Consider the following 23,784-nt stretch of genomic DNA (forward strand, 5'->3'; position numbering starts at 1 on the left):
GGTACCCCCCAAGCACGACCGCCGCCGTGACCGCAACCCTCCTTTTGGTCTGGACAACTCGCGTATTGGTCTAGACAATAAAGGCCTCCCTCGACTGGAGGACCCGATGAGGCGTTCCCGACTGTCCGCCACCCTCGCCGTCTTTCTGCTTGGCTTCTCCGCCCTGGTCGCCGGGCCGGCTGAGGCCGCCAACCTTCTCGCCAATCCCGGGTTCGAAGCCGGCTCGCTGTCCGGCTGGACCTGTGCCAACGCTGCCGTTGTCGGCACTCCCGCGCACAGTGGGAGCTATGCCCTCGCCGGTACGCCCGTCGGAGCTGATTACGCTCAGTGCTCGCAAAGCGTCTCGGTTCAGCCCAACACCACCTATTCCCTCTCCACCTGGGTGCGCGGCAACCCCGTCTACCTCGGCGTCACCGGAGGGCCCTCGACCTGGTCCGGCAACTCGAGCGCCTACAACCAGCTCTCGCTCACCTTCACCACCGGTAACCAGACCTCCGCCCAGCTCTACCTCCACGGCTGGTACGGCGCCGGTACCTACTACGCCGACGACGTCCTCTTCGACGGGCCCGGCGGGAACACGCCCGGGACACCCGGGGCTCCCGGCACCCCGCAAATCGGCGCGGTCACGGACAACTCCATCGCCCTGAGCTGGGGTGCCGACGCCGGGACCGTCACCGGGTACCGCGTCTACGAAGGCAGCACCGTTGTTGCCAGCGGGACCGGTACCAGTGCCACTGTCGGCGGGCTCGCCGCCTGCACCACCCACAGCTACGCCGTCGCCGCCTACAACTCCGCCGGTGAGTCGCCGAAGAGCGCCACCGCCACCGCCGGCACCTCCGGCTGTGTCGACACCGGGCTGCCGAAGCACGCCCTCGTCGGTTATCTGCACGCCAGCTTCGCCAACGGCTCCGGCTACGTCCGGATGGCCGACGTGCCCGCCGCCTGGGACATCATCGATCTCGCCTTCGGGGAACCCACCTCCGTCACCTCCGGGGACATCCGCTTCACCCGGTGCCCCGTCACCGAATGCCCGAACGTCGAGAGCGACGCCGACTTCGTCGCCGCCATCAGGGCCAAGCAGGCTCAGGGCAAGAAGGTGCTCATCTCCATCGGCGGGCAGAACGGCCAGGTGCAGCTGACCACCACCGCCGCCCGGGACAAGTTCGTCAGCTCCGTCTCCGCCATCATCGACAAGTACGGCCTCAACGGCCTCGACGTCGACTTCGAGGGCCACTCGCTGTCGCTGAACGCCGGGGACACCGACTTCCGCAACCCGACCACGCCCGTCATCGTCAACCTGATCTCCGCGCTCAAGACGCTCAAGGCCAAGTACGGCTCGGGCTTCGTGCTCACCATGGCGCCGGAAACCTTCTTCGTGCAGATCGGCTACCAGTTCTACGGCGGCACGAGCGCCGGTGACGCGCGGACCGGCGCCTACCTGCCCGTCATCCACGCCCTGCGCGACTCGCTCACCGTGCTGCACGTCCAGGACTACAACTCCGGCCCCGTCATGGGGCTCGACAACCAGTACCACAACATGGGCGGGGCCGACTTCCACATCGCCATGACCGACATGCTCAAGGCCGGCTTCACCGTGGCCAACACCGGGCAGTTCTTCCCCGGCCTGCGCCCGGACCAGATCGCCGTCGGGCTGCCCGCGGCCGTCAGCGCGGGCAACGGCTACACCTCGCCCGCCGACGTCCAGACGGCGGTGAACTGCCTGGTCAAGGGCAGTGGCTGCGGTTCGTACACGCTGCGCGGGGGCACTTCGCCGAGCTTCCGCGGGCTGATGACGTGGTCGATCAACTGGGACAAGTACTACAACTGGGAATTCCAGAACAGCCACGAGCCGTTCCTGAACGCCCTGCCGTGACGCCGCGCGGTGTGCCCCGCCCGCCGGGTGGGGCACACTGTCGGACGTGGTCAAGCCGGCGCGGGGCGAATCGGTGCTCCGGCGTGTCGTGCGCATCTTCGAGACCTTCGGGCCGGACACCCCCGCGCTGCGCGTCACCGACATCGCGCGGCGGGCGGACCTGCCCGTCGCCACGGCGTCGCGGCTGGTCGAAGAGCTCGTCGGGTACGGGTGGCTGCGGCGCGATCCCGACCGGCGGGTCCGCGTCGGCGTCCGGCTGTGGGAACTGGCGTCCCGCGCTTCGCCCACGCTCGGGCTGCGCGAAGCCGCGATGCCGTTCATGGAGGACCTGCACGCCGTCGTCGGGCACCACACCCAGCTCGCGGTGCTGGAAGACCGCGAAGTGCTGTTCGTCGAGCGGCTCTCGGCGCCCGGCGCGGTCGTCAACGTGACGCGGGTGGCCGGGCGGCTGCCGCTGCACGCGTCCTCGTCGGGGCTCGTGCTGCTCGCCCACGCGCCCGCCGACCTGCAGGAACAGGTGCTGGCGGGACCGTTGGAAGCCTTCCGGCGCACGACGCTGACCGAGCCCGCGCGGCTGCGCCGGTTCCTCGCCGACGTCCGGCGCACCGGGTACGCGTTCTGCGCCGGCTTCATCGACGAAGAGACCACGGGCATCGCCGTGCCGCTGCGGGGGCCCGGCGGGGACGTCGTCGCGGCGCTGTCGGTGATCGTGCCCAACGACCGGGCCGCGCGGATGCAGATCCCGGCGCTGCAGGCCGCGGCGCGCGGGATCTCGCGGGCGATGGGGAATTACTCTCATTGAATGAGAACGACGTAGTCGCGGGCGGGGTCGCCGATCCATGCTCGGGCTCTGTCACGGGAAAGGACATCCGCCAGTGCGCACCCAGGTCGTCATCGTCGGCGCCGGCCCGGCCGGGCTGCTGCTGTCCCACCTGCTCGGGCTCGAAGGCATCGACTCCGTGCTGCTCGAACGGCAGACCGCGGAGTACGTCCAGGCCCGCATCCGCGCCGGCATCCTCGAAGCGGGCACGGTCGAGCTGCTGCGGGAGGTCGGCCTCGGCGCCCGGCTCGACGTCGAGGGGATGGAGCACCGCGGCATCCACCTCCAGTGGCCGGACAACCGCCACCACATCGACTTCACCGACCTCATCGGCCGGTCGGTGACGGTCTACGGGCAGACCGAGGTGACCAAGGACCTGATGGCGGCGCGGGAGAAGGCGGGCCGCCCGGCGTTCTACTCGGCCGCCGACGTCACGCTGCACGACGTCACCGAGCGCCCGTACGTGACCTTTGTGGACGGTGACGGCACGGCGCGGCGGATCGACGCGGACGTGGTCGTCGGCTGCGACGGCTTCCACGGGCCGAGCCGCGGGTCGATCCCGGAGCCGAAGGTCTGGGAGCGGGCCTACCCGTTCGCGTGGCTCGGGGTGCTCGCCGACGTCGCGCCGTCGACGGACGAGCTGATCTACGCCTGGCACCCGGACGGCTTCGCGATGCACAGCATGCGCTCGCCGCGGGTCAGCCGGTTCTACCTGCAGGTCTCGCCGGACGAGGACATCGCGCGGTGGAGTGACGACCGGATCTGGACGGCGCTGGCCGAGCGGCTCGGCGTGCCGGGGTGGACGCTGGAGACCGGGCCGATCACGGAGAAGAGCGTCCTGCCGATGCGCAGCTTCGTGACGACCCCGATGCGGCACGGGCACCTCTACCTGGCCGGGGACGCCGCCCACATCGTGCCGCCGACGGGGGCGAAGGGCCTGAACCTGGCGGTGGCGGACGTCGCCCTGCTGGCGAAGGCGCTGACGGCGTCGGTCCGCGGCGACGACCGGCTCGTGGACGCGTATTCGGAGACGGCGTTGCGGCGGGTCTGGCGCTGCACGCACTTCTCCTGGTGGATGACGTCGATGCTGCACCGCCACGGCGACGACTTCGACGCCCAGCTGCAGCTCTCCCAGCTCCACCGCACGGTGACGTCCGCGGCCGCGAAGACCGAGCTGGCCGAAAACTACGCCGGCCTGCCCCTGTAGGTCACCGGCAGCCGGACGGTGAACGTCGCCCCGGCGTCCACTTCGGACTCCGCGGCCACCGTCCCGCCGTGCGCCTGCACGAGGTGGCGCACGATGGCGAGGCCGAGCCCGCTGCCGCCGGTCTGGCGGTTGCGGGACTTCTCGGCGCGCCAGAACCGGTCGAACACGTGCGGCAGGTCCGCGGCGGCGATCCCGGTGCCGGTGTCCGCCACGGCGAGCGTCACCTGGTCCACTGTGGACGACACGCGGATGGTGACCCGGCCGCCGGGCGGCGTGTGCCGGATCGCGTTCGTCACCAGGTTGCCGACGACCTGGCGCAGCCGCACGGGGTCGGCCTCCAGCGCGCAGTCGCCGGTGGTGTCCACGGCCAGCGCGACCCCGGCCGCGGCGGCCCGGTCGGCGTGCGCCGCGGCGACGTGGCCGGCCAGCTCGGCCGCGTCGAGGGGCTCCGGGTGCAGGCGCAGCTGCCCGGCGTCGGCCGCGGCGAGGTCCTGCAGGTCGTCGACGATGTGCTGCAGCAGCACGGTTTCCTCGAGCAGCGACGCGGTCAGGGCCCGGTCGAACGGCAGGTGCCCGTCCTCGGCGGCCTCCAGCCGGCCGCGGATGACGTTGAGCGGGTTGCGCAGCTCGTGGGCGATGTCGCTGACCATCGCCTTGCGCTGCTCCTCGATGCGTTCGCGCCGCGCCGTGAGGTCGTTGAACGCGGCGGCGAGGTAGCCGACCTCGTCGCAGGACTTCACCGGGGCCGGCCGGTCCTGCTTAGCGGCCTCGGTCAGCGCCCGCAGGGGGCGCGACAGCCGTCGCGCGACGAGCGCGGTGAGCGCGACGGCCAGCAGCAGCACGCCGCCGGTCACCGCGAGGATCCGGGCGAGGTTCTCCCGCGACAGCGTGAACGTCGGCAGCGGCGAGCCGCCCGGGCCGAGCGTGAACAGCAGCGCGGGCGGCGCGACGTACGGCGTGAGCTGCTCGCGGCGGGCCGAATCGAGGCAGCCCTGGACCGGCCGCTGGTCACCGGCGTCGCGGGCTTGCAGGTCCAGGTCCAGTTTCACCTGCTCGCCACCCTGGCTCTGCAGGCAGTGGTTGACGGCGTTGTTCAGGCTCGTGAGCGCGGCCAGCTCGGTCGGTGTCGGCTCGGCCAGTTCGAAGAGCGAGCACTTGCCCGCGAAGTAGCGGGCGGAGAACGGGTCGAGCCCGGTCAGCTGCGGCCGCCCGCTCGGCGAGTCCCGGAACTGGCCGGGCAGGCCGACCAGCGCGAGGCAGGCGGCGGCCTTCTTGGCCAGCGTGGCGAGCCGTTCGCGTTCGGGCGGCGGCAGCTTGAACGGGCCGACCGCGCGCGGGTCGATGCCGCTCGTCCCGGCCTGGGGCAGCAGCACCGGGTCGACGTGCAGCGGGTCGACCGACGCGGTCGCCTTGACCGGCAGCGTCACCGGCGCGCCGCCGGAGTCGCCGAGCACGTGCCGGTCGAGGGTGGTCAGCACGACCCGGCGGCCGGTCTGCTCCGACAGCGCCCGCAGCCGGGGGCCGACCTGGGCCCACGTGTGGTTGTCCGCGGCGAAGCCGAGCAGCTCCGTGTAGATCGTGGCGTCGCCGGAGAGCGCTTGCCCCTGCTCCTGCTGGATCGCGCGGGTGGTGGTCTGCACGGCGAGCCACGCGGTCGCCGCGATGGAGGCGAGCGCGATGAGCAGCGAGACGGCGGTGAGCCGGACGACCAGGCTGCGCCGCCGGGGAAAGCTGTGCTGGTGCGCCCTCGGCCGGGAAGCGCGCCTCGGGCTACGCGTCATCTTCCGCCGTCAGCTTGTAGCCGACCCCGAAAACGGTCCGCAGGTGGACGGGCTTCTGCGGGTCCGGTTCGAGCTTCTTCCGCAGGTTGAGCACGTGGACGTCGATGATCCGGGTGCTGACGAACCGGTCGTCGCCGCGGGTGAGTTCGAGCAGCTGGCGGCGGGTGAAGACCCGGCCGGGCTGCCGGATCATCGTCTCCAGCAGCTGGAATTCCCCCGGCGTCGTCTCGACCGGGCGGCCGCCGACCGACACTTCGTGCCGCACGGGATCGAGCCGCAGCGCGCCCGCGCGCAACGCCGTGTCGGGCGGCTCGCGGCGGCGGGCGGTGCGCCGCAGCAGCGTCCGGACCCGGGCCATCAGCTCGCGCGGGCTGTACGGCTTGGTCAGGTAGTCGTCGGCGCCCAGGTCGAGGCCGAGCAACAGGTCGTCCTCCGTGGCACGGGCGGTGAGCATCAGCACCGCGACGTCGGACTCCCGCCGCAGGATCCGGCAGACGTCGAGGCCGTCGACCTTCGGCATCATCACGTCGAGGACGAGCAGGTCGGGCCGGTCGCGCCGGGCCTCGTCGAGCGCCGCCCGGCCGTCCGGGGCCAGCACCACGGTGTGGCCTTCGCTTTCGAGGTACAGCCGGAGGACCTCGGCCTGCTTCTCGTCGTCTTCGGCGACCAGTACACGTGCGCACACGGCGTCGAGGGTAGGCGTCCTGACACCGTTGCCACCGCATCCTGACCGGATCTTCATACGTTGCGGGCACGAGCCAGGTCTTTGTCAAAGTGTTGACCGCGGCCGCGGCGGCGGCGAAGGTCGGACCAGCGGGAGCGTCGACGAGGAGGAACACCGGTGCGGGCGAGACTCATGGCGGCGATGGTCGCGACGGCGGTGCTCGGGGCGCCCGCGGTCGCTTCGGCGGCTCCGACAACGATGTCAGCGCTGGTCGGGGACCCGGCGGCGTACGTCGACCCGCTGATCGGGACCGGCCGGGGTGGCAGCTCGGTCGGCGAGATCAACAACTTCCCCGGGGCCGCCGCGCCGTTCGGGATGATGCAGTTCTCGCCGGACACGCAAGGCGCGTACGCCGGCTACCAGTACCACTCCGACCGGATCCGGGGGTTCAGCCTCGACCACGCCTCGGTCGGCTGCAACGCGTTCGGCGACGTGCCGATCCTGCCGGTCACCGGTGACGTCGGCAGTGCGCCCTGGGACCGCACCGAGCGCTTCGCCCACGACGGCGAGCAGGCCGAGCCGGGCTACTACGCCGTGACGCTCGCCGACTCGAACGTCCGCGCCGAACTGACCGCGACGACCCGCACCGGGCTCGCCACCTTCGCCTACCCGGCGGGCTCGACACCGCAGGTGCTGGTCAAGGGAGGTGCCAGCCTGGCGGGGAACTCCGCGGCCACACTGAAGATCACCGGGGACCGCGAGGTCAGCGGCTCGGCCACCACCGGCAACTTCTGCGGCAAGGGGAACAAGTACACCGTCTACTACGCCATCACGTTCGACCAGCCGTTCACCGCCCACGGCACCTGGGACGGCTCGTCGGTCAAGCCGGGCACCGACAGCGTCGACTCGCCGCGCGCGGGCGCGTACCTGACGTTCGGTACGGGGACCGTGCACGCCAAGGTGTCGATGTCCTATGTGGGCGTCGACGGCGCGAAGGCCAACATGGCCGCCGAAGTCCCCGGCTGGGACTTCGGCGCGGTCCGGCAGTCCACCCGGGACAAGTGGACGCAGGCGCTGGGCAAGATCCGCGTCGCGGGCAAGGACACCGCGCAGCTCAAGACGTTCTACACCGCGCTCTACCACTCGCTGCTGCACCCGAACACCTTCGACGACGCCGACGGGCGGTACATCGGCTTCGACAACCAGGTCCGGACGCTGCCCGCGGGGCGGCACCAGTACGCGAACTTCTCCGACTGGGACACCTACCGCTCGCTCGCACCGCTGCACGCCATGCTGTTCCCGCGGGAGGCGAGCGACATGGCGCAGTCGCTGACGAACGACGCCGTGCAGGGCGGCTGGTGGCCGCGCTGGCCGATGGCGAACGGCTACACCGGCCAGATGACCGGCGACAGCTCGGTCGCGCTGATCTCGAACCTGTACGCGTTCGGCGCCCGCGACTTCGACGTCAAGACCGCGCTGCAGTACCTGGTCAAGGGGGCCACCTCGGTCGACCACACGCCGGGCGCGTACCAGGAGCGGCGGGGGATCGAGGACTACGTCGCCCGCGGCTACCTGCCGAACAACGACGCCGCCCGCGGCGACCACGCCCGCGTCGGCGCGTCGATCACCCTCGAATGGGCGATCGACGACTTCGCCATCGCGCAGTTCGCGCAGGGCATCGGCGACCGGGCCGTCGCCCGCGAGTTCACGAAACGCGGTCAGAACTGGCAGCACATCTTCAACCCGCTGACCGGCTACCTGCAGCCACGCGGGCAGGACGGCCGTTTCCCGGACGGCCCGGCCTACGTCCCGCCGCCGCCCGGGAAGTTCGGCCAGGACGGCTTCGACGAGGGCAACGCCGCCCAGTACACCTGGCTGGTCCCGCAGGACCCGGCCGGCCTGGTGACGGCGATGGGCGGTCCGGCGGCGGTTTCGCAGCGGCTGGACACCTTCTTCCGGAAGCTGAACGCCGGCCCGAACGAGCCGTACATGTGGGCGGGCAACGAACCCGACTTCGGCGTCCCGTGGCTCTACAACCACGTCGGGCAGCCGTGGAAGACGCAGCAGGTCGTCCGGGAGATCGCGACGACGCTGTTCAGCGCCACCCCGGACGGCGAGCCGGGCAACGACGACCTCGGCGCGCAGTCGTCGTGGTACGTCTGGGCCGCGCTCGGCATCTACCCGGCCACGCCGGGGACGCCGGACCTGGTGGTGCACAGCCCGCTGTTCGAGCGCGCGGTGCTGTCGCTGCCGAACGGGCGGACGATCGACATCCACGCGCCCGCCGCCCCCGCGACGTACGTCCACGACCTGGCGCTGAACGGCCGGCACTGGGACCGGACGGCCCTGCCCGCGAACACCGCGCGCGACGGCGGGCGGCTCGACTTCTCGCTCGCGTCCACTCCGGACAAGCGGTGGGCGGCCGGCTCGACCCCACCGTCCTATCGCGACGGTGAGCAGCCGTTCCTGGCTTCGGTGGCCAACCAGGTCGTCGTCGAACCGGGGAGCACCGGCGAGGTCGCGGTCGGCGGGCAGCGGCTCGGCGGGCACGACCGCGTGCTGGACGTCGGCACGCGGGCGCCGTCCGGGATCACGGTGACCGGCCCGCGGCAGCTCCGGCTGGACGACCGCACCGGCAGCGGCACCGCGAAGCTGACGGTGGCGGTGGCCGCCGGGACGCCCGAGGGCTACTACCAGGTGCCGGTGACCGTCCGCGGCGGCGCCACGACGGTGACGTCCTCGGTGGTCGTGCTGGTCGCACCGGAGAACGGCCTCGCGGCGACGTACTCGAACGTCGGCATCTCCGACGACGGCGACGCGGGCTCGGCGGACATCGACGGGGCCGGGAACAGCCTGTCCCGGCAGGCACTGGCCACGGCCGGGCTCGCCGGCGGCCGGGCCGCTTCGGCGGTGGGGACGACGTTCACGTGGCCGGCGGCGCCCGCGGGCCGCCCGGACAACGTCGTCCCGGCCGGGCAGACGATCCGGGTGGCCGGGACGCGGCTGGCGTTCATCGGGACGGCGTCCAACGGCGACCACCGCGCGTCGGCGACGGTCACCTTCACCGACGGCACCACCGGCCAGGCGGACCTGTCGTTCGGCGACTGGGTCTTCCCGGGCGGCGGCACGGACCCGGTGTTCGGCAACACGCTCGTCGCGCGCACGGACCACCGCAACCAGCCGGGCGGCCCGGGCGGCGGGGCCTCGATCTACGCGACGGCGCCGTTCGACGCCCCGGCCGGGAAGCGGATCGCGTCCGTGACGCTGCCGTCGGAGGCGGACCTGCACGTGTTCGCGATCGGCTCGGCCGGGTGAGCGGGCTGCGCAGGTCTTGATGGGCCCCGGCGTTCGGCGGGTCAGGCGGTGTGGACCAGGGCGGCCAGGTCGTACGCCTGGGCGTGTCTCCTGGTTATTCGAGCTCTCGGGCCGAGGATGGGCAAATGGTGCGCGCTGAGGTGTTCTCTGATGAGTTGGGGGCGTTGATCGAGCCGGGGTGGCCCGGTCCTGGTGTGCGGGCGGGTCGCCCGTGGAACGATCATCGTTCGACGCTTGAATGGATCGTGTGGCGGTGACGTGGCACGGCCGACAGCCCGGGTGCTGACCTTGCTCGAACTACTGCAGTCCGGTGGCACCCGTACCTCTGCCGAGCTGGCCGAGCGGCTGAACGTGGATGGACGCACGGTCCGCCGCTACGTGGAGCATCTGCGTGACCTCGGCATTCCGGTGGATTCCGTACGTGGTCGTCACGGCGGTTACCGACTGGCGCGCCACTACCGGATGCCTCCGTTGATGCTCACCGACGAGGAAGCACTGGCGGTCGTCTGGGGGCTGCTGCTGACGGGCCGGCCGGGGTCTGGTCCGGCCTCGATCGGTGACGTGGAGGCCGCCACCTCGAAGGTGCGCCGGGTACTGCCCCCGGCCCTGGCACGGCAGATCGACGCAGTGGTCGAAACCGTGAACTTCACCGGCGGTCGGATCGGCGAGGCAGAGCGCACCGGGAGTGGCGAGGAGGCACGCGCGAGCGTGCTTCTCGGACTGGCGCAGGCGGCGGGGAACCGGCGTCCGATTGCCTTCGACTACGTGCCGCGGCACGGGCGGGCACGGTCACGCACCGTTCACCCGCACGGCATCGTTGCCGTGGACGGGCTGCTCTACCTCACCGGTCACGACGTCGGGCGCCAGGCGGAGCGGACGTTCCGCCTGGACCGCATCGCCGGCCTGCGCCTGCTGGAGGGCACGTTCGAGGTGCCGGACGACCTGAACCCGGTGCAGCGGGTGGTGGGCCCGCTCGCGCCGGGTCCCGGGCGACACGAGGTGTCAGTGCTCGTCGACGCCGACGCAATGCAGGTGCGAGCGTTGTTCCCGGAGACGCTGGCGTCGGTCGAACCGGTAGCCGGCGTCTCCGGGAATGGTCACTGGCTGAGAATTTTCGTCCGCGCGGAACGTCTGGAATGGGTCGCGGGAAGATTGGCCGCGCTCGATCGACCGTTCGTCATCGAGCAGCCGGAAGCTCTGCACGGCGTCGTTGCTGCGCTGGGACGGAAGCTGATCGCCGCGGCGACCGTCGATCCCGGCCGTGACTCGGGTTAGGACCGCGTGGCGCTTTCCGGCCTGCGTCTGTGGTCAGTCCGCCTCGGTGGTGGGCGGCGGCATCTTGGGTGTCCGGTTCTGCTGCAGTTGCCGCGCCTGCGGCGTGACCGGCGTGTAGAGGTTGACGAGTGACCCTTCGGGGTCGCGGATCAGAACGGACATGTTGCCCCAGGGCATCATCGTCGGCGCCTGCACGATGTCGAGGTCATCGCCGAGTTCGGTCTTCATGAGGGCGAGCAGGGATTCGACGTCCGCCACGACGAACTCGACGATGGCGGTGCGGTTGGCGGCCGCCCGCGGTGGGTTGTCCGTGATGAAAGCGACCCGCTCCGGCGTGCTGAGCGCGAATGTCGCGGACGGTGTCACCAGTTCGACGAAGTCGTCGGTCAGGTACTGCGGGGTGGCGCCGGTGAGGACCTCGTAGAAGCGGACGAGCCGCGGTAGGTCGTCGGTGATCACGCGGACGGAGGCCAGTTGGACGGTGTTCGTTGTCATGATCACGACGCTATCCCGGATACCGGACACAACCTGTCCGGATTATGCGGGGCGTCGATGGAGCCGGTGTGGCCCGGTCCGGGCCCCTCGGCTCGTGCCGCCGACGAAAACGAAACCGGGCCGGGAGCGGATCGCTCCCGGCCCGGTCGCCGTCAGGTCAAGCTCGAACAGGGTCTCGCGTCGGGATCCTTCGCCCCTTGGGGCACCCACCGCACGTTCGCGAACGAGGCCTGGAACTTCCCGTCGGTGTACACGAGGAACGGGGTGTTGATGTGCTCGAAGTCCAGCCCGTTGTTGAAGCAGGACACCGGGATCTTCACCGTCGTCTTCGGGCCGCCCGCGAGGTCCGTGAACAACTTCGTCGCGTTCACCTCCGAGAAGCACGGGTACACGCAGTGCATGCTGACCACCGTCCGGTTGGCCGGGGCCTCCTGCACGATCGTGTCGAACTCCAGCGCCGCGTCCGCGTTGAGGTAGCCGCGCAGGTCGTTCGTGCCCGCCGTGTTCTGCATGTACAGCTGGGCCGCTCCCGCGCCCGTCCACGTGGCCTTCAGGCCGTCGGCCTGCACGTTGACGTCCGCCGGGACCACGTTGATCTCGGTGTGCGATGCCGTGCCGTCCGGGCCGATCACCGTGCCGCCCCAGTTCTCCGCCGAGCCGATCTGGCTCGTGTACGGCGGGACGTCGGTGCGGTCGAAGATCGACAGGTCCTCGGTCGCCGTCCCGCCGCCGCCGGTGGAGCCGCACGATGCCGGGCCCGGGGTCTCGTCGAGCTGGCCGACCGTGGCGCGCTGGCCGGTCTTGAGGCCGTAGCCGAGCTTGAACAGCGGGTCGTAGTCCGGCGACCACGGGTTGAGCGGCGACTGGCACGCGCTCTTCGGCCACGAGTACGACAGCGTGCCCTGGTAGCCGTTGCCGTCCTTGCCCTTGACCAGCATGTCCGCCACGCCGCCGCCCTCGGTGCCGGGCAGCCAGGCCGCCACGAACGCGTCGGAGCGGTTGATCTCCTTGTTCATGTACAGCGGGCGGCCGCCGACGTACACGGTGACGACCGGGGTGCCCTTGCCGCTGACCTTGTCCAGCACGGCCAGGTCCTCGGGGTAGAGCTTCGACGCCTCGAGCGTCTTGCGGGTCAGGTCGCCGACGCCCTCGGCGTACGGCGTCTCGCCGATGACCGCGATGACCGCGTCGAAGCCCTTCGGGTCGACGGTGCCGGTGGCGTCGAAGGTGACGTTCGCGTCGCCCAGGTCCTGCTTGAGGCCGGTCAGGATCGACGTGGCGTTCGGGAAGTCGGCGTTGGTGTTGCCGGTGCCCTGCCAGCTGAGGGTCCAGCCGCCGGTCTGGTTCTGGATGTTGTCGGCGCTCTTGCCGACGACCAGGACCTTCGACGCCGGCTTGAGCGGCAGCACGTTGCCGTTGTTCTTCAGCAGCGTCTGCGACTCGCGGACGGCGTCGCGGGCCAGCCAGTTGTCCTTCAGCGCCTCGTCGGAGTTGGCGTAGGAGCGGTCGGACGGCTTCTGCGACTCGAACAGGCCGTCACGCAGCTTGACGCGCAGGATGCGGGTGACGGCGTCGTCGATGCGGGACAGCGGGATCTGGCCGCTCTGCACCTGGGCGACCGTGTTGGTGATGAACGCCTTCCAGTCGTTCGGCACCATCACCATGTCGATGCCGGCGTTGATCGCCTGCGGGCACGAGGAGTTGGTGCAGCCCGGGACCTGGCCGATGGCGTTCCAGTCCGACACGAGCAGGCCGTCGAAGCCGATCTTGCCCTTGAGGATCTGGTTCAGCGCCTTGTCGCTGCCGGTGAGCTTGCCCTCGTTGATGCCGAGGTCGGGGTTGGTCCAGCTGTTGAACGACACCATGACGGTCTGGGCACCGGCGGCGATCGCGCCGTAGTAGCCCTGGCCGTGGATGTTGATCATGTCGGCCTCGGACGAGGGGTTGACGCCCTGGTCCTGGCCCTTGAGCGTGCCGCCGTCGCCGATGAAGTGCTTGGCGGTGGCGATGACGCCGTTGTAGCCGATGCGCTTGGTGGCGCCGTCCTGGAGGCCGTTGATGGCCTCGAAGCCGTAGGAGCGCGTGATGCGCGGGTCCTCGGAGAAGCCTTCGTAGGTGCGGCCCCAGCGGTCGTCCTGGACGACGGCGAGGGTGGGCGAGAAGGCCCAGTCCTGGCCGGTGGCGCGGATCTGCCGGGCGGTGGCGCCGGCGACGTCGCGGACCAGGCACGGGTCGTGCGCGGCGCCGAGGCCGATGTTGTGCGGGAAGACGGTGGCGCCGTAGACGTTGTTGTTGCCGTGCACGGCGTCGATGCCCCAGATGACCGGGACCTTCGTGCGGCTGGTCTTGGAGGCGTTCCAGTAGGCGTCGGCGAGGTTCAGCCAGTCCTGCTGGGTGGCGTGCTTGTTCGCGCCGGGCCACGAGCCGCCGCCGTTGAGGACCGAGCCGATGGCGTACTGGCGGACCTCGTCGGGGGTGATGGCGGCGATCTCGGGCTGCGTCATCTGCCCGACTTTTTCCTCCAGGGTCATGCCCTTGAGGATTTCGGCGATCCGCTGCTCGTCGCCGGCCTTCCCCTTGAACCGGCTGTCGACCTTCGGCCAGTCCGCGAGGGTCGGCAGGCTCTTCTCGATCTTGGCGCAGCCGTCCTTGTCTTTGGCCGGCTGCCCGATGACGGGCTGCGCGGGTGCGTCGGCTTGCGCGGGGAGGGCCTGTGCTGCGGCGCCCAGCAGGCTCAGGCTCATCAGCGTGACGAGCGAACTTCGGCGCGCACGTGACCACGCGCGGGATCTACTGGCCATGGGTCTGGTCCATTCTGCGATGAACGGCGGACCGGCCGATCCTCACCGGGCGACGGGGAGGCCGTCAAGGGTTTCGATTGTTTGGAGGGCGTGTTAATTCTCGACATAAAATAAGAGTCGCTCGGTGGTCGGGCCACTCCTATCCGGTGGCGCGCTGAACGTCAAGAGTGCAGGGGGGCAAGGCTTTTGCCCGGCGGTCGCCGGGGTGCGTCCATGCGGGTGATCCCGCGTCGCGCGTCCGGCCCAGCGGGGTCAGCTCAACACCGAGCCGGGCAGTTCCTCGAAGATCAACCAGGTCCGGGTCGACCGCACCCCCTCCAAGGCCTGCAACCGCTCGAGCACCACGTCCCGCAGCGTCGAGTTGTCCGGCGTCCGGACCAGCAGCAGGATGTCGAAGTCCCCGCCCACCAACGCCACGTGGTCCACGTACGGGATCTCGTGCAGGTCCGTCGCCATCGTGCGCCAGGACGTCTGCTCCACCGTCACCATGATGTACGCCGACGTGCCCAAGCCCGCCCGGCGCGGGTCGATGCGGGCCCCGAACCCGGTGATCACCCCCTCCGCCATCAGCCGCTCCAGCCGCGCGTAGGCGTTCGTGCGCGAGATGTGCAGGCGCTCCGCCAGCGCGCGCACCGCCAGGCGGCCGTCCGCCGACAGCTCCGCCAGCATCGCCCGGTCGACCTCGTCCAGTGCCGGGACCGTTCGTCCCGTCCACGAGCCGTGCGTCAGGGCGCCCGTGGACGTTTGGTCCATTGGGGCCGGATCGGAAGACCGTTTGTCGCTCATTTCCGCCAACCCTTGTACACAACACCGCCGAGAACCACCATTTCAGCATCATATGTCTGTGAGAGGTGGTGCGTCATGGCTGTCGTGTCTTCGGAGACGCTGTTGCCGTCCGCTACCCCGGTCCGGTTCGTCGCCGAAGACGGGAGCCGGGCCGACCGGCGCGGCGGGTACGGCGAACCCACCGGCGAACGGCTCAAGGAGGCCTACCGGCTGATGGTCCTGGGCCGCCGGTTCGACGTCCAGGCGACCGCGCTCACCAAGCAGGGCCGCCTCGCCGTCTACCCCTCCAGCGCCGGGCAGGAAGCCTGCCAGGTCGCCGCCGCGCTGGTCCTGGAAAGCCAGGACTGGCTCTTCCCCACCTACCGCGACTCCGTCGCCCTCGTCGCCCGCGGCTTGAAACCCGGCGAAGTCCTGACGCTCCTCCGCGGCGACGCGCACTGCGGCTACAACCCCGTCGAGACGCGCGTCGCGCCCCAGTGCACTCCGCTCGCGACGCAGACGCTGCACGCCGCCGGCCTCGCGCACGCGATGCAGCGACGCGGCGAAGACGCCGTCGCGCTCGCGCTCATCGGGGACGGCGCCACCAGCGAAGGCGACTTCCACGAAGCGCTCAACTTCGCGGCCGTCTTCAAGGCGCCCGTCGTGTTCTTCGTGCAGAACAACCGCTTCGCCATCTCGGTGCCCTTCGAGAAGCAGAGCGCCGCCGAAGCGCTGGCGTACAAGGGCATCGGCTACGGCGTGCGCTCGGAGCAGGTCGACGGCAACGACGCCGTCGCCGTCCTGGCCGTGCTCGGCGACGCCGTGAAGCACGCGCGCGAAGGCAGGGGACCGGTCCTCGTTGAGGCCCACACCTACCGCATCGACGCCCACACCAACGCCGACGACGCCACCCGCTACCGCGACGCCGAAGAAGTCGCGAAGTGGCGCGAAGCCGACCCGCTCAAGCGGCTCGAAACCCACCTGAAGAACGAGAACCTCCTCCGAGACAGCGAGATCGAGCAGTTCGCGGCCGACGCCGAGGTGTTCGCCCAGTCCGTCCGCGACACCCTCAACGCCGAGCCGGAGCTCGACCCGCGCTCCCTGTTCGACCACGTCTACGCCGAACCGACGCGCCAGCTCGAAGCCCAGCGCGCCGCCCTCGAAGCCGAACTGGAGGCCTGATGACGACCACGATGGCGCAGGCGCTCAACGCGGCCCTGCGAGACGCCCTCAAGGACGACGACCGCGTCCTCGTCTTCGGCGAGGACGTCGGCACCCTCGGCGGCGTCTTCCGCGTCACCGACGGCATCACCGCCGACTTCGGCGAAGACCGCTGCTTCGACACCCCGCTCGCCGAGTCCGGCATCGTCGGGTTCGCCGTCGGGATGGCGATGGGCGGCTTCCGCCCGGTCGTCGAAATGCAGTTCGACGCCTTCGCCTACCCCGCGTTCGAGCAGATCACCTCGCACGTGGCGAAGCTGCGCAACCGCACCCGGGGTGCGCTGGAAGTGCCCATGGTCATCCGGATCCCGTACGCCGGCGGGATCGGCGGCGTGGAGCACCACTGCGACTCCAGCGAGGCTTACTACACGCACACGCCGGGCCTGCGCGTCGTCACCCCGGGCACCGCCCAAGACGCCTACGACCTGCTTCGCGACGCCATCGAGTCGCCGGACCCGGTGATCTTCCTCGAGCCGAAGTGCCGCTACTGGTCCAGCGAAGAGGTGTCCTTCACCCGGTCCGGCCCGGCCATGGACCAGGCCGTGGTCCGCCGCCACGGCAAGGACGTCACGCTCATCGCCTACGGCCCGATGGTCGCCACCGCGCTCGAGACCGCCGAAGCGGCGAAGGCCGAGGGCTGGGACGTCGAAGTCGTCGACCTGCGCTCGCTGTCGCCGTTCGACGACGAGACCGTCACGGCTTCGGTCCGCCGCACCGGGCGCGCGGTCGTCGTGCACGAGGCCGCGGGCTTCGGCGGCTACGGCGCCGAGGTCGTCGCGCGCGTCACCGAACAGTGCTTCCACCAGCTCCACGCGCCCGTCCTGCGGGTCACCGGGCTCGACATCCCGTACCCGGCGCCGAAGCTCGAACGCCACCAGCTGCCGGACGTCGACCGGATCCTCGACACGATCGCGCGCCTGCAGTGGGCCGACACGCCGGTGGTGGCCGGTGCCTGACTTCCTGCTGCCGGACCTCGGCGAAGGCCTGACCGAGGCGGCGATCGTGGACTGGCGGGTCAAGGTCGGCGACACCGTGGACGTCGACCAGGTCGTCGTCGAGGTCGAGACGGCGAAGGCGGCGGTCGAGGTGCCGGTGCCGTTCGCCGGCGTGGTGTCCGCGCTGCACGGCGAGCCGGGGCAGCTGCTGCCGGTCGGCGCGCCCCTGCTGAGCGTCGGCGGGTTCGCCGAACCCGGTGTCACGGTGTCTTCCACGTCTTCCGCGTCTTCCCCGTCTTCCGGCAGCGGCAACGTCCTCATCGGCTACGGCACCGCGCCCACCACCCGGCGCAAGCGCGCGCGGCGCCCGGTGACCGTCGCCCCGGCACCCGCGCGGCCGGAGCAGGCGCCCGGGGTGATCTCGCCGTTCGTCCGGAAACTGGCCGCGGACAACGGGATCGACCTGGCGAAGGTCACCCCGAGCGGCCCGGACGGCATCATCCGCCGCGCCGACGTCGAAGCGCTGCTGAAGAAGCCGGCCGAGGGCGGCAAGCGGATTCCGCTGACCGGGGTGCGCAAGGCCGTCGCCGACAAGCTGACGACGTCCCGGCGCGAGATCCCCGAGGCCACGGTCTGGGTGGACGTCGACGCGACCGAGCTGGTCGCCGCGCGGGCCGCGCTGAACGCCAAGTCCGACCGGCCGGTCAGCCTGCTCGGGCTGATCGCGCGGTTCGCCGTCGCGGGGCTGAAGAAGTACCCGGAGCTGAACTCGCGCGTCGAGGGCGACGAAATCGTGCTGCTGGACGAGATCCACCTCGGCTTCGCCGCGCAGACCGACCGCGGCCTCGTCGTGCCGGTCGTGCGGGACGCCGGTTCGCTGTCCACGCGGGAGCTGTCGGCGGCGATCGGCGACCGCGCGCGCACCGCCCGGGACGGCAAGCTCGCGCCCGCGGACCTCACCGGCGGCACCTTCACGGTCAACAACTACGGCGTCTTCGGCGTCGACGGCTCGGCCGCGATCATCAACCACCCCGAGGCGGCGATCCTCGGCATCGGCCGGATCATCGACCGGCCGTGGGTCGTCGACGGCGCCCTCGGCGTGCGGAAGGTCTGCGAGCTGACGCTGGCCTTCGACCACCGCGTCTGCGACGGCGGCACGGCCGGCGGGTTCCTGCGGTTCGTCGCCGACTGCGTGGAGTCGCCGGTCACCGCGCTCGGCGACCTCTGACGACTCACCGGCCGCGTTGGCCGGTGGGGCCGGCGGGCGCACCTAAAGTGGTGGCGTGACGACACCGGCGCAGCACGACCGCGACCTCGCGGAGGGGCGCGTCGCCCGGCTCAAGCAGGACCTGCGGGACGGGCTCGTGACCCCGCCCGTGGACGTCGAAGCGATGGACGAGCTCGTGGCGGCGGCCCACCGGCTGCTCGACGCCGAGCTGGCGTTCGACGAGGCGAAGCGACGGCTCGCCGACGCCGAACTCGAGTCCCGGCACGCGGCGACGCAGCGCGCGGTCGTCTGGTTCGCGGCCGCGCCGCTGCTGGTCCCGCTGGTCGCTGGGGCGCTGGTGCTGTTCGAAGTGCTGTCGCCGGTGTGGCTGCCGGCGCTGGTACCGCTGTTCGGCGCCGGCCTGTGGATCGGCTTCGCCCCGGTCCGCCGGTCCGGGGCGGTGCTCCGCGAGCGGACGCGGACGGCGTGGGCGGGCAGTGCCACGGCGGTGGTGCTGGCTCTCGCGCTGATCCCGTGGTCCGGGGCGGTGGTCTGCACGATCCTGACGGCACTGGGCGTCGCCGGCACGCTCGCGCTGCTGTGGCGGGAAAGCCGGATACCGTGAGCCACGGCTACGCGACCTACGGCGACGATCCCGAGTTCTCGCAGGAGTACCTCGAGCCGGCGGATCCGACGCGGCGCGACCTCGACGAGTTGTTCGCGGCCGTGGACGGGCTGCGCGAAGCCGACGAACGCCTGGGCCAGGACGTCGCCGACCTCACCGAGCGGCTGGAAACCGGCGGCCCGGCGGAACAGCAGGACCGGATCGATCTGCTCGCGCGCCGGCTGGAGCGGCTGCAGCAGCAGGTGCGGGTCCTGGAGCGCGCGGTCCGCGTCTCCGACGGGGTGCCTCAGGCGGACCTCGACGACGTCGGCCCGGAGACGCGGGCGCTCGCCGCGGAGGCGGCCCGCTGGGACGACCTGCACAAGGAGCTGGTCACGAAGGAGCAGCGCGCCCGGTACGCGGAGGAGATCGCGCACCTGGACGCCGTGCGGTCGGCCCTGTCCCGGTGCGACGCCGACCTGCGGGAAGTGATCCGGGTGCTGGCGTCGACGGATCGCGGGTCCCGGCCCCGCGGGGACGCGGAGTCGTCGTTGCGGGCGTTGTCGACCCGCCGCCGGACGCTGCTGGACGAAGAGGTCCCGGCGGCTTCGGCGGCGGCGGAGCAGGCCCGTCTGGCGTTGCGCGAGGCGGACGCGGTGCAGGCGCGGGTGGTGCCGCAGCTGGAGCGCGCCGAGCGGGCGTGGCACGACCTGCAGGTCCGGCTGCGCACGCGGATCACGGACGCTCTGGGGTCGAACGCCCTGCTGCCGATGTGGTTCGGGAACGCACTGGGCGTGGCCCCACCGTCCGGAACGTCGGGTGACGCGTGGATCCGCACGGCGGCGTCGGTGCTCGCGTACCGGGTGACGTTCGGGATCACGGACCCGGCGTTGCCGCTCGGCCCGCCGGCGCCGGAAGCCGCGGACCCGACGGAACGGCGGTGGACCTGGCGAGCGAGGCTGGAGTCGGACTTGGACGCCCTTTCGCTCTAGACCCGGTCACCCGCGCAGGGCCGCCTCCAACCGGCGGTGCAGCTCGCCCGAGCGGGTCTTGCCCGGCTTGCCCGGCGGGAACTTCCGCAGGGTTTCGCGCACCTCGGGCGGGGCCTGCGCGAGGGCCCACTCGAGCTCCGCCTCCGCGGAACCGCCCGCCAGTTCGCACGCCAACGCGGCCTGCTGGGCCGGGCCGACGATGTGCTTCACCTGGTGCGGCGACGCCAGCGGGTGCAGGTAGGCCGCGCCGGCCGCACCCACCGCCGCGCGCGCCGCCGCCGAAGCCGCCGGATCGGCCGCCTCGCCCGCGGCCGCCAGTGCCTCCCACGCTGCCGTGCGCAGCGCCTTCGTGCGGGGGCCGCCGTCCGCGAACTCGCGTGCCGCCGAGAGCGCCGCGGCCGGGCGTGGGTCGTCCGGGATCAACGGCAGGACCCGGGCAGCGCAGGCCGCCGCCCAGCCCGTCAACGCCCGGAGTTCGTCGAGAGTCAGCTCCATGCCCCTGAAGCGTAGCTTTGAACCGCCGGTTGAGACTTTCAGACGGTGGCCGGGTGGCGCAGGGCCTGGCGCCGCAGGCGGTTGAACAGCTTCGCGTTGTTCAACGCGAACACGCCCACCGTGGCGCCGTCCCGCTGCCAGGTCGCCACGAACGAGGCCGACCCCGGGCCGCCGTCGACGAAGGCCAGCGTGTCGTCCGGACGCGGGTGGCCCGCCAGCTGCAACCTTCCCGAATACTGGTCCGACCACACGTATCCGCTGGGGGTGTACGTCCGCGCCGTGTGCCCGGCCAGCAGGTTGGCCACCGCGACCGGCGCCTGGTCCGACGCGTTCGTCCAGTGCTCGTGCCGCCGGCCCCCGTACCGGGCCACGTCCCCGGCCGCGACCACCTGCGGCAGCGAAGTGACCAGCCCCGCGTCCGTGTGGACGCCGTCGCCGACCTTCAACCCGGATCCGGTCAGCCAGCCGGTCGACGGCGTCATCCCGACGCCCGTCACGACCACGTCGGCCGGCACCAGCTCACCCGAAGCCAGCTCGACGCCGGCCGGGGTGAGCCCGGAAACGCGGACACCGCAGCGCAGGTCCGTGCCGTGGTCGCGGTGCAGCCGGGCGCACACCGCGGCCAGCTCGGGGCCCAGCACCGGCGCCAGCGGCGCGGCCAGCGCTTCCAGGACGACGACGTCGAGCCCCAGGGAGCGGCACGTCGAGGCCACCTCGGCGCCGATGAACCCGGCCCCGACGATGGCCACGCGGGCCCCGGGGACCAACGCGGCACGCAAGGCCAGAGCGTCGTCGAGTGTGCGCAACACGAAAGCGCCCGCGAAGCCCGGCAGCGTGCGCGCCCGGCCACCGGTGGCGATGACGACGCCGTCCGCGTGCACCGAGGTGCCGTCGGAGAGCAGCACGCGCCGGTCGGCCGGTGCCAGCGCCGTGGCCCGGACACCGAGCCGGAAGTCCAGGGCCAGCGCCGCCAGGTCGCCGGCGTCGAGCAGCTCCAGCGACTCGCGCGACGCCGTCCCGGCCAGGAAGGCCTTGGACAGCGGCGGCCGGTCGTAGGGCAGGTGCGGTTCCTCGCCGATCAGCACAATCCCGCCGTCGTACCCCTGCGCGCGCAGTTCCTGCGCCGCGCGGACCCCGGCGAGCGAAGCGCCGACGACCGCGATGCGCTTCACGCGGCGTCCTCGCCCGCCGCGTTCCGCACGTAGATGACGCCTTCGTCGACGACCACGGCGTACGTGGGCACCGGGTCCTTCGCCGGCAGGCCGGTCGGCGCGCCGGTGCGCAGGTCGAACCGCGCCGCGTGCAGCGGGCATTCGACGAAGCAGCCTTCGAGCCAGCCGTCGGCCAGAGAGGCGTCCTGGTGGGTGCACGTGTCGCCGATGGCGTGCAGCTGCCCGTCCTCGGTGTGGAACACCGCGATCGCCGGCGGCCCGGGAAGCCGGACGGCCTCACCGGGGGGCAGCTCGTCCACCGTGCACGCGCGAATCATGACGCCTCCGAGATTGTTGCGCATTGGGGAACATCCACTGCGATACGCAACTCAAGTCTGAGTCCGGCTCCGGACGCCGTCAAGGGGGTACGCCCGGGTAGTTTCCGTTGCCACGTAACGCCGTTTCCGGACACGCCGAGGCGCCCGTACCGGGGATGGCGGCACGGGCGCGGCGACGGCCGGGCTAGTTCTCGCCGTGGCGGTAGAACGGCGTCTTGACCGGGGCGAGCGGGGTGTTGCCGAGGATGAGGTCGGCCGCCTTCTCGGCGGTCATCATCACCGGTGCGTAGATGTTGCCGTTGGTGATGTAGGGCATCACCGACGCGTCGACCACGCGCAGGCCCTCGGTGCCGTGCACCCGCATGCTCTGCGGGTCGACGACGGACTTCTCGTCCACGCCCATCTTCGTCGTGCACGACGGGTGCAGTGCCGTTTCGGCGTCCTTGGCCACCCAGTCGAGGATCTCTTCGTCGGTTTCCACGGACGGTCCCGGCGAGATCTCCCCGCCGTTGTACGGGTCCAGCGCGGGCTGGTTGAGGATCTTCCGCGCGACCCGCACCGCCTCGACCCATTCCTTCCGGTCGGTCTCGGTCGACAGGTAGTTGAACCTGATCGCCGGGTGCTGCCGCGGGTCGGTGGAGGTGATCTTCACCGACCCGCGCGTGTCGGCGTACATCGGGCCGACGTGCACCTGGTAACCGTGCCCTTCGGTGGGTGCCGAGCCGTCGTAGCGGATCGCCACCGGCAGGAAGTGGAACATCAGGTTCGGGTACTGCACCTCGTCGTTGGACCGGACGAACCCGCCGCCCTCGAAGTGGTTGGTGGCGGCCGGCCCCGAGCGCAGGAACAGCCACTGCGCGCCGATGAAGGGCCGCTTCCACTTCGCCAGCGACGGCTGCATCGACACCGGCTGCTTGCAGGCGTACTGGATGTACACCTCCAGGTGGTCCTGCAGGTTCTCGCCGACGCCCGGCAGGTCCTTGACGACGTCGATGCCGAGCTTCTCCAGTTCGGCGGCGTTCCCGACGCCGGACAGCTGCAGCAGCTGCGGGGTGTTGATCGCCCCGCCGCAGAGGATGATCTCCTTGCCGTACACCTCGCCCGGCACGCCACGGCCCTGCGCGTACTCGACGCCGACCGCGCGGGTGCCGTCGAAGAGGATCTGCGACACGAACGCGCGTGTCTTCACCGTCAGGTTGGGCCGGTCCATGACCGGGTGCAGGTACGCACCCGCCGCCGACAGCCGCCGTCCTTTCCGGACGTTGCGGTCGAAGGCCGCGAAGCCCTCCTGCCGGTAGCCGTTGACGTCGTCGGTGCGCGGGTAGCCCGCCTGCTCGGCGGCGTCGAAGAACGCCCGGAACAGCGGGTTCGACGCCGGGCCGCGCTCCAGCTCCAGCGGGCCGTCGTGGCCGCGCCACGGCCCGTCCGGCGGGTCGGCGAGGCAGTTTTCCATGCGCCGGAAGTACGGCAGGCAGTGCGCGTAGTCCCAAGTGGACATCCCAGGGTCGCTCGCCCAGCGCTCGTAGTCCATCGGGTTGCCGCGCTGGAAGATCATCCCGTTGATGCTCGACGACCCGCCGAGCACCTTGCCGCGCGCGTGGTAGATGCGCCGCCGGTTCATGAACGGCTCGGGTTCGCTGCGGTAGCCCCAGTCGTAGAACTTCGACCCGATCGGGAAGGTCAGCGCGGCCGGCATGTGGATGAAGACGTCCCACTTGTAGTCCGCCCGGCCGGCTTCCAGGACGAGCACCTTGTTCGCCGGGTCGGCCGAGAGCCGGTTCGCCAGTGCGCAGCCCGCCGAGCCCCCGCCGACGATGACGAAGTCGTAGGTATCGGAACTCATGG

General features: G+C 71.4%; 19 protein-coding genes. 10 read left to right on the top strand and 9 right to left on the bottom strand.

Annotated elements, in window-relative coordinates; translation table 11 throughout:
• Nucleotides 1–106: 106 nt before the first annotated feature.
• The 3 genes from ACLJOU_RS16480 (at nt 107) to ACLJOU_RS16490 (ending at nt 3,900) form a co-directional block, all read left to right on the top strand.
• Nucleotides 107–1,873, top strand: a complete 1,767-nt coding sequence (locus tag ACLJOU_RS16480; RefSeq protein ID WP_410568185.1) for a chitinase — start codon at nt 107–109, stop codon at nt 1,871–1,873.
• 46 nt (nt 1,874–1,919) lie between these two features.
• Nucleotides 1,920–2,675 (top strand): IclR family transcriptional regulator, encoded by a 756-nt coding sequence (locus tag ACLJOU_RS16485; protein WP_410568187.1) that lies wholly within the window; start codon nt 1,920–1,922, stop codon nt 2,673–2,675.
• A gap of 73 nt (nt 2,676–2,748) precedes the next feature.
• Nucleotides 2,749–3,900: a 4-hydroxybenzoate 3-monooxygenase gene (locus ACLJOU_RS16490; protein WP_410568188.1), complete on the top strand. Its 1,152-nt coding sequence runs from the start codon at nt 2,749–2,751 to the stop codon at nt 3,898–3,900.
• On the opposite strand, the gene ACLJOU_RS16495 is transcribed toward ACLJOU_RS16490, so the two are convergent.
• Together ACLJOU_RS16495 and ACLJOU_RS16500 are read right to left on the bottom strand one after the other, a co-directional pair.
• On the bottom strand, nt 3,879–5,681 hold the full coding sequence (locus ACLJOU_RS16495; protein WP_410568190.1) for a sensor histidine kinase: 1,803 nt from the start codon (nt 5,679–5,681) through the stop codon (nt 3,879–3,881). The genes ACLJOU_RS16490 and ACLJOU_RS16495 overlap by 22 nt on opposite strands.
• A complete protein-coding gene (locus tag ACLJOU_RS16500) occupies nt 5,671–6,366 on the bottom strand; it encodes a response regulator transcription factor (RefSeq protein WP_410568191.1) in 696 nt (231 codons plus the stop codon). The genes ACLJOU_RS16495 and ACLJOU_RS16500 overlap by 11 nt, the downstream gene beginning before the upstream one ends.
• Nucleotides 6,367–6,522: 156 nt before the next feature.
• Here ACLJOU_RS16500 and ACLJOU_RS16505 point away from each other — a divergent pair, with 156 nt between their 5' ends.
• Both ACLJOU_RS16505 and ACLJOU_RS16510 read left to right on the top strand, forming a co-directional pair.
• Complete coding sequence (locus ACLJOU_RS16505) at nt 6,523–9,660, top strand: GH92 family glycosyl hydrolase (protein ID WP_410568193.1); 3,138 nt, start codon at nt 6,523–6,525, stop codon at nt 9,658–9,660.
• A gap of 279 nt (nt 9,661–9,939) precedes the next feature.
• Complete coding sequence (locus ACLJOU_RS16510) at nt 9,940–10,935, top strand: helix-turn-helix transcriptional regulator (protein ID WP_410568195.1); 996 nt, start codon at nt 9,940–9,942, stop codon at nt 10,933–10,935.
• Between the two features lie 33 nt (nt 10,936–10,968).
• On the opposite strand, the gene ACLJOU_RS16515 is transcribed toward ACLJOU_RS16510, so the two are convergent.
• The 3 genes from ACLJOU_RS16515 to ACLJOU_RS16525 all read right to left on the bottom strand — a co-directional run bounded on the left by ACLJOU_RS16515 (nt 10,969) and on the right by ACLJOU_RS16525 (nt 14,984).
• Nucleotides 10,969–11,430, bottom strand: coding sequence for a VOC family protein (locus tag ACLJOU_RS16515; RefSeq protein ID WP_410568197.1), 462 nt, complete (start codon nt 11,428–11,430; stop codon nt 10,969–10,971).
• 152 nt (nt 11,431–11,582) lie between these two features.
• A complete protein-coding gene (locus ACLJOU_RS16520; RefSeq protein ID WP_410568356.1) occupies nt 11,583–14,174 on the bottom strand; it encodes a glycoside hydrolase family 3 protein in 2,592 nt (863 codons plus the stop codon).
• A gap of 309 nt (nt 14,175–14,483) precedes the next feature.
• Nucleotides 14,484–14,984: an Lrp/AsnC family transcriptional regulator gene (locus ACLJOU_RS16525; RefSeq protein WP_410568199.1), complete on the bottom strand. Its 501-nt coding sequence runs from the start codon at nt 14,982–14,984 to the stop codon at nt 14,484–14,486.
• 108 nt (nt 14,985–15,092) lie between these two features.
• On the opposite strand from ACLJOU_RS16525, the gene pdhA reads away from it, so the two are divergent.
• The 5 genes from pdhA to ACLJOU_RS16550 are packed head-to-tail and all read left to right on the top strand — an operon-like array spanning nt 15,093 to nt 19,955.
• Entirely contained in the window at nt 15,093–16,178 is a 1,086-nt protein-coding gene (gene pdhA / locus ACLJOU_RS16530) for a pyruvate dehydrogenase (acetyl-transferring) E1 component subunit alpha (RefSeq protein ID WP_410568200.1), read from the top strand.
• A complete protein-coding gene (locus ACLJOU_RS16535) occupies nt 16,178–17,173 on the top strand; it encodes an alpha-ketoacid dehydrogenase subunit beta (protein ID WP_410568202.1) in 996 nt (331 codons plus the stop codon). Before pdhA ends, ACLJOU_RS16535 begins: the two co-directional genes overlap by 1 nt.
• On the top strand, nt 17,166–18,380 hold the full coding sequence (locus ACLJOU_RS16540; RefSeq protein ID WP_410568204.1) for a dihydrolipoamide acetyltransferase family protein: 1,215 nt from the start codon (nt 17,166–17,168) through the stop codon (nt 18,378–18,380). Before ACLJOU_RS16535 ends, ACLJOU_RS16540 begins: the two co-directional genes overlap by 8 nt.
• Nucleotides 18,381–18,435: 55 nt before the next feature.
• Nucleotides 18,436–18,984 carry a hypothetical protein gene (locus tag ACLJOU_RS16545; protein ID WP_410568206.1) on the top strand — a complete coding sequence of 183 codons (549 nt, stop codon included), beginning with the start codon at nt 18,436–18,438 and terminating at the stop codon, nt 18,982–18,984.
• Entirely contained in the window at nt 18,981–19,955 is a 975-nt protein-coding gene (locus ACLJOU_RS16550; protein ID WP_410568208.1) for a hypothetical protein, read from the top strand. The genes ACLJOU_RS16545 and ACLJOU_RS16550 overlap by 4 nt, the downstream gene beginning before the upstream one ends.
• Nucleotides 19,956–19,961: 6 nt before the next feature.
• Here the strand turns inward: ACLJOU_RS16550 and ACLJOU_RS16555 are convergent, their stop codons facing one another.
• The 4 genes from ACLJOU_RS16555 to betA form a co-directional block, all read right to left on the bottom strand.
• Complete coding sequence (locus ACLJOU_RS16555; RefSeq protein WP_410568209.1) at nt 19,962–20,450, bottom strand: putative immunity protein; 489 nt, start codon at nt 20,448–20,450, stop codon at nt 19,962–19,964.
• A 38-nt stretch (nt 20,451–20,488) separates the two neighbouring features.
• Complete coding sequence (locus tag ACLJOU_RS16560; RefSeq protein WP_410568211.1) at nt 20,489–21,622, bottom strand: NAD(P)/FAD-dependent oxidoreductase; 1,134 nt, start codon at nt 21,620–21,622, stop codon at nt 20,489–20,491.
• On the bottom strand, nt 21,619–21,939 hold the full coding sequence (locus ACLJOU_RS16565; protein ID WP_410568213.1) for a bifunctional 3-phenylpropionate/cinnamic acid dioxygenase ferredoxin subunit: 321 nt from the start codon (nt 21,937–21,939) through the stop codon (nt 21,619–21,621). Before ACLJOU_RS16565 ends, ACLJOU_RS16560 begins: the two co-directional genes overlap by 4 nt.
• A gap of 184 nt (nt 21,940–22,123) precedes the next feature.
• Nucleotides 22,124–23,782 carry a choline dehydrogenase gene (gene betA, locus ACLJOU_RS16570; protein ID WP_410568215.1) on the bottom strand — a complete coding sequence of 553 codons (1,659 nt, stop codon included), beginning with the start codon at nt 23,780–23,782 and terminating at the stop codon, nt 22,124–22,126.
• Between the last annotated feature and the right edge of the window lie 2 nt (nt 23,783–23,784).

It is taken from the genome of Amycolatopsis sp. cmx-4-61, assembly GCF_046548775.1.
Lineage (GTDB): Bacteria > Actinomycetota > Actinomycetes > Mycobacteriales > Pseudonocardiaceae > Amycolatopsis.

Excerpts from the sequence above, each read along its gene's own strand:
- ACLJOU_RS16565 (WP_410568213.1), bottom strand. The coding sequence starts at position 21,939 with ATGATTCGCGCGTGCACGGTGGACGAGCTGCCCCCCGGTGAGGCCGTC.
- ACLJOU_RS16520 (WP_410568356.1), bottom strand. The coding sequence starts at position 14,174 with ATGAGCCTGAGCCTGCTGGGCGCCGCAGCACAGGCCCTCCCCGCGCAA.
- betA (WP_410568215.1), bottom strand. The coding sequence starts at position 23,782 with ATGAGTTCCGATACCTACGACTTCGTCATCGTCGGCGGGGGCTCGGCG.
- ACLJOU_RS16515 (WP_410568197.1), bottom strand. The coding sequence starts at position 11,430 with ATGACAACGAACACCGTCCAACTGGCCTCCGTCCGCGTGATCACCGAC.
- ACLJOU_RS16535 (WP_410568202.1), top strand. The coding sequence starts at position 16,178 with ATGACGACCACGATGGCGCAGGCGCTCAACGCGGCCCTGCGAGACGCC.
- pdhA (WP_410568200.1), top strand. The coding sequence starts at position 15,093 with ATGGCTGTCGTGTCTTCGGAGACGCTGTTGCCGTCCGCTACCCCGGTC.
- ACLJOU_RS16555 (WP_410568209.1), bottom strand. The coding sequence starts at position 20,450 with ATGGAGCTGACTCTCGACGAACTCCGGGCGTTGACGGGCTGGGCGGCG.
- ACLJOU_RS16480 (WP_410568185.1), top strand. The coding sequence starts at position 107 with ATGAGGCGTTCCCGACTGTCCGCCACCCTCGCCGTCTTTCTGCTTGGC.
- ACLJOU_RS16495 (WP_410568190.1), bottom strand. The coding sequence starts at position 5,681 with ATGACGCGTAGCCCGAGGCGCGCTTCCCGGCCGAGGGCGCACCAGCAC.
- ACLJOU_RS16525 (WP_410568199.1), bottom strand. The coding sequence starts at position 14,984 with ATGGACCAAACGTCCACGGGCGCCCTGACGCACGGCTCGTGGACGGGA.